Genomic DNA, 7,173 nt, shown 5'->3' on the forward strand with positions numbered 1-7,173 from the left:
TTCGGGTGCGGTTACGAGGATGGCCCTCACTTGTGCCACCACGGCGACCCGTGCCCGCATTGCTGTGGCTCGTTCGGCGCGGAGTACGCGTAGGCATTCCACCGCCCCGTCCCGGGATTTTGGGTTGCTGCCAGCGCGGCCGGCGAGCACCGATTCAGCGGCCTGGTAGGCATCGAGGGGATCGGACTTGCCTTGGAGCCTGCGGGCTTGCCGGTTTGGGCGCGCTCCTTCCACAACCTGGATGTCCTGCTGTGCGAGTACGCGGGAGAGTTCGGCCCCGTAGCTGTCTGTTCCTTCCATTCCGACGGCGATGAGCGCACCAAAGCGGGTCAGGAAGTCGATGATCTGCCGGTAGCCGGATCCCGTGGTGCTGAACTCCTTGTCGGCCAGGTGCAGCCCGGTGTCGCTGATGATGGCGACGTGGTGGGTGTCGGCGTGGGTGTCGATCCCTGCGATGACTTGCAGTTGTTCGTTTGTCATGATGAGAACTGCCCTGGCCTTTCGTTGCATGCGATGCGAAAGGGCACGCCGGCCGGGTGGGCAGACAAGACAGTAATGGGACTCTTCGGAACAGGCTCCTATAAGGTCATGTCCATCTGGCCGCCGCGTTTACTGCAGCTGTGTTGCCGCGGACAGATCAACGTCAAGACAATTCCCAGAGCGTCGGGGGACGTCAGTCACATTAGAGCCACACCGCAACACGGCCAATTTCATCATTACTGTCCACGCTTATATCCGCTTTATTGAGGGTGGCGCCGGTATCCTCGTTGGGCTTGTAAAAGGATGGGGCGCACGGCTGAATAGTGCTACAGCTTGTGGCAGTATTGCCGGAGATTCCAGGCCAGGCAAGGCTCCGACGGATGGAGTCCGTGCAGCTCGGATTTTCAATTGGCCTGACCGCCTCTGGACAATTGCGCAACAGGCTGGTGCACAATTACTACGCATCCGCCTGCAGAGGCTCAGCATCAGGGACGGAAGTCAGGTTTGAATCTAAGACTGCTCACTGGGCATGTGCGGAAACCGTCTTCCCGACCCCAATCTGACGAGTTTGCAGCGGCTGCCTGACGTCAGGTTGGAGTGTAGGTCAATCCCTGGAGACTCGTCGGTCGTTTGGTCGGCGGTGCGGCGGTTGATATCTCGTACGGAATCATGTCAACGGCTGATCATGATTCGCTTTCAGCCATCCCAGCTTCCGCGTCCGGTGACTAGGTCTTCACCAGTTAGGCAGGGGTTGCCCTTGTTGCCGATGAGGATATCCCGGAATGCCACCGAGGAGCCGTAGACGTAGGAGGCGTTGACGAGTGCGCCGGTGTCAGCGGCCCGGGCCGCCCACATCGGGGAGGAGGCGCTGGTGCCGCCCACGGTGAACCATCCGGTCCGCCCGTTGTAGGAGGTGGAGTCGTAGAGGGAGACGCCCGAGGCCGGGTCGGCGTCCAGGGGAACGTCGGGGGTGGCGCGCTTGCCGGCGCAGTTCAATTGGGTGTACTGGCCAAAAGCGGCTTGGGCCGGGCCTGCGGTTTCGTAGGCGCTGCATCCGCCGCCTGAGCTGGCCCAGCCGGTTTCGCTGGCCACCGCGCCGGTGCTGTCAAGGTTGAGTTTGGTTCCACCAACGGAGATCACGTTTGGCGAGGACGAGGGGTAGGTTGCCGGTGCGCCCTGGTCCCCGGCTGAGGCGAAGAAGCTTACGCCGGGCCGGGCGAAGTGCGTGTCGGAGGATGCTTCTCCGCTGAACTCGGCAGCACCCCAGCTGTTGGAGACGTACTGGGCGTGCGCGGAGGCGTTGTCTTCGGCCGCCATCAGGTCCGTGAAGCTGGCGCTGTTCGCTTCAACAAGCAGGATCTTCGCCCCAGGCGCGACGGCGTGCGCCCATTCGACGTCCAAGGCGATCTCAAGGGACCAGCCGGAATCGGACTTTGGATACTTGGTGCCCCCGGTTTGGTTGACCTTCGTGAAGCAAACGTTGGCGGTGGTGCAGCCCGGCAGCCCGTACTGGGCGGTAAAGGCGGCCAAGTCCGAGGCGATGGTCGGGTCGTTGTACGCGTCGACGATCGCGATGGTCTTCCCGGCGCCCGCCGCGGCCGAAGTCGGGAAGCTGTAGGCCTTCTGGATGGCAGCAGGCGACAAGCCGGTGGGTGCAGTGTTTACCGCCTGGGGCATGACCCGCAACGGGTGGCTGGCGAAGTGTTCGTGTTCCGCGCCCTTGCCCGGGCTGTTGGGGCCGGGGGCGGCGGATGCGGGCAGAGCAGCGGTGAGAAGGAGGCCGGCAGCTGCGAGAAGAGTTGCGGCCCGATGAAGCCAGGACATGGGACCCCCGAGTGGGTAGAAGAGACCAGAGTAGTGGTCCCCGAGACCCACGCACACAGCTAAGGCCATGCAGCGTCATGCTGAACGGCTTGTATACGAAGAGAGACCGCTCATAGTTTTAGGGTGTAAGCGGACGCCGCGCTACGCCTGTCTCAGGACATCATCTAAGTGTGCTTGCTCTGATTATTCGACGGGTAGCGAGCATGTTGTGCAGATAGATGCCATGGGAAGCCGTAGGTCGCTACAGGTCCTGGTCCTTCTTCGATCCCGGCTGCTGGCGCTATCCATCGTTTTCCGAGAGTCCGGCGGCGGGGCTCCGTAGGCGTGGTGGCGGAGATCTCGGCGCAAGTGAATGTCGGGGCCGCTGCAGTAAGAAGTGGTAGTTTCTTGTCGCAGTCGCAAGCTGTTCGTTCACCTGTTGGAACGATCATCTTGCCGCTGCGGCTCGATTTCGGTCTCATGTTTGATCCTTGATTGACCCGGCTGAGGCAGTGGTTCCGCCGTGCTTGGCGTCTCCGGAAAGTTGTTCGTGTGATTCTTGGGGTTCAGGTTTTGCACTAATCAAGCTGCTGCTTTTTTGTGTCTTGGCACGGCCTCCAGTTGTACTGCCACGTCTGAGAATCTGGTGCAAGAGGCGGAGTACCTCGCGTACGGAAAGGGAGGGAAGGTATGCGCGGCTGAGGGCATTGCCGATGGCGGGCAGGGAAGCCGAATCAGGGTAGATCATGAACAGGGGGTGATAGTGGGGGTGAAACTTGGCTTTGAAGGCCAAGAGGGAACGGAACCCGTAGACAGGTTCGAGAGCGGATCCGATGTTGTCGAGCAAGCGGTCGAGTCCGCTGGCCTCCGGCAGGTCAGCCGGTGGCGTTTGGGAGTTCTTGCCTTGGGGGACGTGAGCTAATGGAGCCGCGGAGAGGCTGATGAATTCGTAGCCGTCTTTCAGGAGGGTGGTGGCGGCGGAAGCGATCAGGAATTCGATGGCCGGCCGAAAACCGGTCTCGTTTCTGCGCATGAAGTCCAAGGTCCAGCCGACGATGCGGCCATGGTGGTAAACGGGGAGCCATGAGGTGACCGCGTGCACGTGGTTTTGGTTGTCCAGAGCGAGCAGGCAGCGGACCTCCGGATCGTTGAGTTCATCCAGTCCTCCGAGAGTGAATCCCATCTCGGGCATTTTCCGGTCCGCGACCCATTCTTCGGAAATGGCAACAATTTGATTTTTGAGGTGACGGGCTGCTGTGGGGTAGCGGACCCATTGTGCCCGGATCCCGGCCTTTTCCGCTTTGTTCATCGCGGTGCGTATGTCCTGGAACTTCTTTCCCTTAAAGGAGAGGGATTCGAGCGGGAGGACGGTTTCCTGGGCAATTTGTGTCGCTTCCCAGCCGAGTTCGGAGGCGGCGTCCCGGGCGGAAGCGGGTGCGGCATAAATGCAGGGGGTCCACCCCTTGGCCTTGCAGTACCGCGAGAACTCCTCCAATGTTTCCGAAAGCCCTGCTGGCTGACCGACGGGGGCACCGAGAGTCAGAGCTACCCCGGAATTGACTCGGTAGGCGATGAAGGTCTTCCCTGACGTGGAGAACCAGTACGTGTTCCCGGCCCAGGTTGTCATCCAGGAGATCGAATTGCTGTCCCCGTTTTTTAGGATCTCCAAGGCTCTGGCCCGGTCGTTTCGTGACCGGCTGGTAGTGGGGCGGAGAAAAGTTTTCAGGATGAGCACGCCTGTAACGGCCCAAAACAGGATTCCGACTCCTTCGTACAGCAGAACAGACGGGCTGCTTTGCGGGAAGAAGGCCGGCGGAACGTCCACGGTGTATCCGAGAGGCAGGAACCTGTCAGGGAGATCCGCGAGCAGGTCGGCCAAAGCGGGGACCGGGCTGAAATCCGCGGCAAGGACCATCCCTGTCCCCACGTAAACTGCACTGAGGACGCACGCCAACACCAGCAGCTGCGCCCCGAGCCGGGCATAGGTCCCTCGGGGTGGGGAGACAGAAAAGAACCTCCCACATACCAACAGGACCATAAACAGCACCATTGGCACGGCCAGTGGCACCGCAAGTGCCAGCGGGTGGTGGGGCCCGCCCCCGCCGTTCCCGGTTGCGGCAATGACCTCCCCGGCGACTGTGCCCGCCGCGGCGCTTCGAAGAACCGAGGCCAGGGTAACCAGCGCCAACGCGGACAACCCGGCCTGAACCAGCAGAGCTGCAGCCCAGGCGAAGCGTCGACCGCGGCGAAGGCCCTCAGCGAGCACCAGGAGCAGAAACGAGGGCACAATGGCCATGAAAATCGCCCCGGCCCCGGCCCTGAGTTGCAGATGCCCTGCCAAGCATTCCCGGTGCTGGGCTGGGTCGGCGCATATGCTCTGCAACGACCCGGGGTCGACTGGCTGGATGTCCGTGAACAGGAAGCGCAGCACCGACAGCGGGCCGACAGCATGTGGGACCAGGCCGGCAACCACCGGCCCGACGGCCGTGACCGCGACCAGGACAGCCAGAAGCACCCGTCCCTCATGTCTCGAACTCACCGGGCGCGCCGGCCGCGGCGGGCGGCCAAGAAGGATCGGTCCCAGGAGAGCTCCGACCGTACCGGCACCCAAACGGGCAAGGTCGGCGAATCCGCCACCGTAGAGGGCAAATAGTATAAGCAGGCCCGAGAAAACCAGGCGCAGACGGCGCCTCCACAGAGTACTCATCGAAGCAGTCGATGCCATTACTGCCCCACATACCAGAGCACTGGGACCGAGCAGGACCGTGCCGTTCATTCCCGAAGCCCAGGTCCCAAACACGGCGCGGGCCGACTCCGCGAACCCGACCGCAGCAAGGACACCCAGGACCTGGGACAGGACTACAGCAGCAGCGAATTTCGCGCTGCCCATCCGCCGCTCTAAAGGAATCCCCGCTATCAGCACCAGCCCGGTTCCCACCACCTGCCCTGTGAGATCCCGGGCCCAGAAGGCCGAAGCCACAGCCGTCCACCATCGATCCGGCACCGACGTAGTGCCCACCGCTGCAGTCGACCAGTCGATCCCGCCATGGGTGAGGGCGGAGGACAGGGGGCCCAGGGACCAGAAAACCAAGACAAAACCCACCGTGATAGGAGACCTGCGAAGCTCATCAAGTTTCCACCATCCACGACGCCGCCGCTCGGCCCTCACGTGCCTGCGGGACATCGTCACAAAAGTTCCTTTCAAGCGAAGGGAGAGTACCGAGGGATCTTCTCGTCAAGCCCCTGCTGTCAGTCCTACGCTACCGCGCTGAGACGCAGGCGGGATTGCGAATGCGCGGTCATTTCTGTAATCACCCCGCGTCGGCCAGAGTGCTGGAGCAACTCGGTCCGGGACGAGTTGCTGGAGAATCCCGCAGGGCCCCGGGGCAGGCATTGTTACATGAAGCCCTGTCATATAGCCGCTACCGGGCGAGCCGCCGTGCAGCCCACGATCACGCCTAGCGAATCAATGTGGAAACTTGCATTGCAAGTACTACTTTGCGGGAGCAGCGATCCGCTGTCCCCAATCTGTGGATGTGGTTGTAGCAAGACCCTCGCGGTTGAGTCAACAGGCGCGAGGGTCTTTCGTTCATACCGCGACGGAACTGCTTGCCCCGGTGGTTCTGAACGCTAACGAGTGCAGCTTGCTGTCGCGCACCCTGGCAGCAAAAAACAGAAGGCATCCCTCAGGCCTCAGATCCGTTTGACCCTCGGAACAGGCCTCTGAGAACAAGCCGGAGCGCTGCCCGCAGACCAAGTACTCCCTAGTCAGACGGCTATGACGTAAAGGTGGGGTGTGCTTCAAGCAGACGGCGGCGTAGAAGTCTAAGGACACCTGAAGCTAGATTGGCGGAATAAATAGCCGTCGTCGCCCTTTCTCATCAGGCTAGATTCGGCATTGATTCTTGAACAAGGCGAAAGTAGGGGCAGCGGGATCTTCCGGACCAGGGATGTGTGAGCTCTACGTGGACGAAGTCGGGATAGCGCAGCTGAAATGGCACTCGGATGTAACTGTCGGAACGCAGGATGCGGAGCTCGCAGTCCGGGTGGTGGACGAGGTATGCGGGGCGGTGGAACGTCCGTTGTTGGTGGACATGACCTGCACGCGGGGAGTCAGCCGAGGTGCCCGCGATGTTTTTGGCCGCTCTTGCCAGGCATCGAAGGCTGCTTTGCTCGTGACCTCGCCTGTGGTCGAGGTCATCGCCAACTTTGTCCTGGCCATGAATAAGTCAGACCGACCGCGGCGCTTCTTTACTTCACGCGATGAAGCCATGAAGTGGCTCAGGTAAGGGTCCAAGAGGTTCTGTCAAACCGCTACCTGCAGCGACTTGATTGCTCTACCCAGGAGGGTTCAAATCGAAGTGGTAAACATATGTTTCCTTGGGCAATCGAACGGGGCTCCGATGCCAGAGCGATCCTTGCGCTCACGGTTTATCGGTCTTCACTCTGCATAAAGCGCAACATGCTGCGGCAATCGGTGAGATAGCGTGGGAGTTCAGGACTTACTTGCCGCTCACATCTGCGGGTATCCAGGACGCATCCGATAGGAAACGCCTACGCCGGGGAACTCGCCGTGGCCACCCCAAAACCAGTGGACAGGCCTTGCGATGCCGCACTCACGAGCCTGCCGGGACCCGTAAGACCAACCGCACGCGCCTCCAGATTCAGTGAACGCGGAAAGAGGCGGCTCAGCTAACCCGACGCTGACCGCGGATGATTCACCGCATTCAGATTCTGCTAGGGCGCCAGCGTGCGGATCCGGACGGCGTGTCGTACCAGCATGTATTCGTAGCCACTCGTGCAGTGGATGGGCACAAGCAAATATTTAGTAAGCATGCTTGCCTTCCGTGGGGTGATGTGGCTAGGTAGAAGGGTGTCGGCGCGATGAAC

Annotated in this window: 5 protein-coding genes and 1 pseudogene; 2 read left to right on the forward strand and 4 right to left on the reverse strand. The window is 61.3% G+C overall.

All coding sequences use genetic code 11. The annotated features are described in order from the left end of the window. The 3 genes from IEW19_RS22965 to IEW19_RS23845 all read right to left on the reverse strand — a co-directional run. Positions 1-480 (reverse strand): IS110 family transposase (locus IEW19_RS22965; protein ID WP_188573860.1); only part of this gene is annotated, 480 nt, incomplete at its 3' end. Between the two features lie 696 nt (positions 481-1,176). Then, the gene (locus tag IEW19_RS22970; RefSeq protein ID WP_188573861.1) at positions 1,177-2,304 is read right to left on the reverse strand and encodes a S53 family peptidase; all 1,128 of its coding nucleotides are present in this window, start codon (positions 2,302-2,304) and stop codon (positions 1,177-1,179) included. 457 nt (positions 2,305-2,761) lie between these two features. Beyond that, entirely contained in the window at positions 2,762-4,162 is a 1,401-nt protein-coding gene (locus IEW19_RS23845; RefSeq protein ID WP_229748736.1) for a bifunctional lysylphosphatidylglycerol flippase/synthetase MprF, read from the reverse strand. 450 nt (positions 4,163-4,612) lie between these two features. On the opposite strand from IEW19_RS23845, the gene IEW19_RS23850 reads away from it, so the two are divergent. Then, the gene (locus tag IEW19_RS23850) at positions 4,613-4,936 is read left to right on the forward strand and encodes a hypothetical protein (RefSeq protein WP_229748738.1); all 324 of its coding nucleotides are present in this window, start codon (positions 4,613-4,615) and stop codon (positions 4,934-4,936) included. On the opposite strand, the pseudogene IEW19_RS23855 reads toward IEW19_RS23850, so the two are convergent. Then, a pseudogene (locus IEW19_RS23855) lies at positions 4,913-5,467 on the reverse strand (rhomboid family intramembrane serine protease); the annotation flags it as partial. The gene IEW19_RS23850 and the pseudogene IEW19_RS23855 overlap by 24 nt on opposite strands. Positions 5,468-6,233: 766 nt before the next feature. On the opposite strand from IEW19_RS23855, the gene IEW19_RS22980 reads away from it, so the two are divergent. After that, on the forward strand, positions 6,234-6,572 hold the full coding sequence (locus tag IEW19_RS22980; RefSeq protein WP_188573862.1) for a DUF7793 family protein: 339 nt from the start codon (positions 6,234-6,236) through the stop codon (positions 6,570-6,572). The last annotated feature ends 601 nt before the right edge of the window (positions 6,573-7,173 follow it).

The organism is Arthrobacter liuii (genome assembly GCF_014639275.1).
Lineage (GTDB): Bacteria > Actinomycetota > Actinomycetes > Actinomycetales > Micrococcaceae > Arthrobacter > Arthrobacter liuii.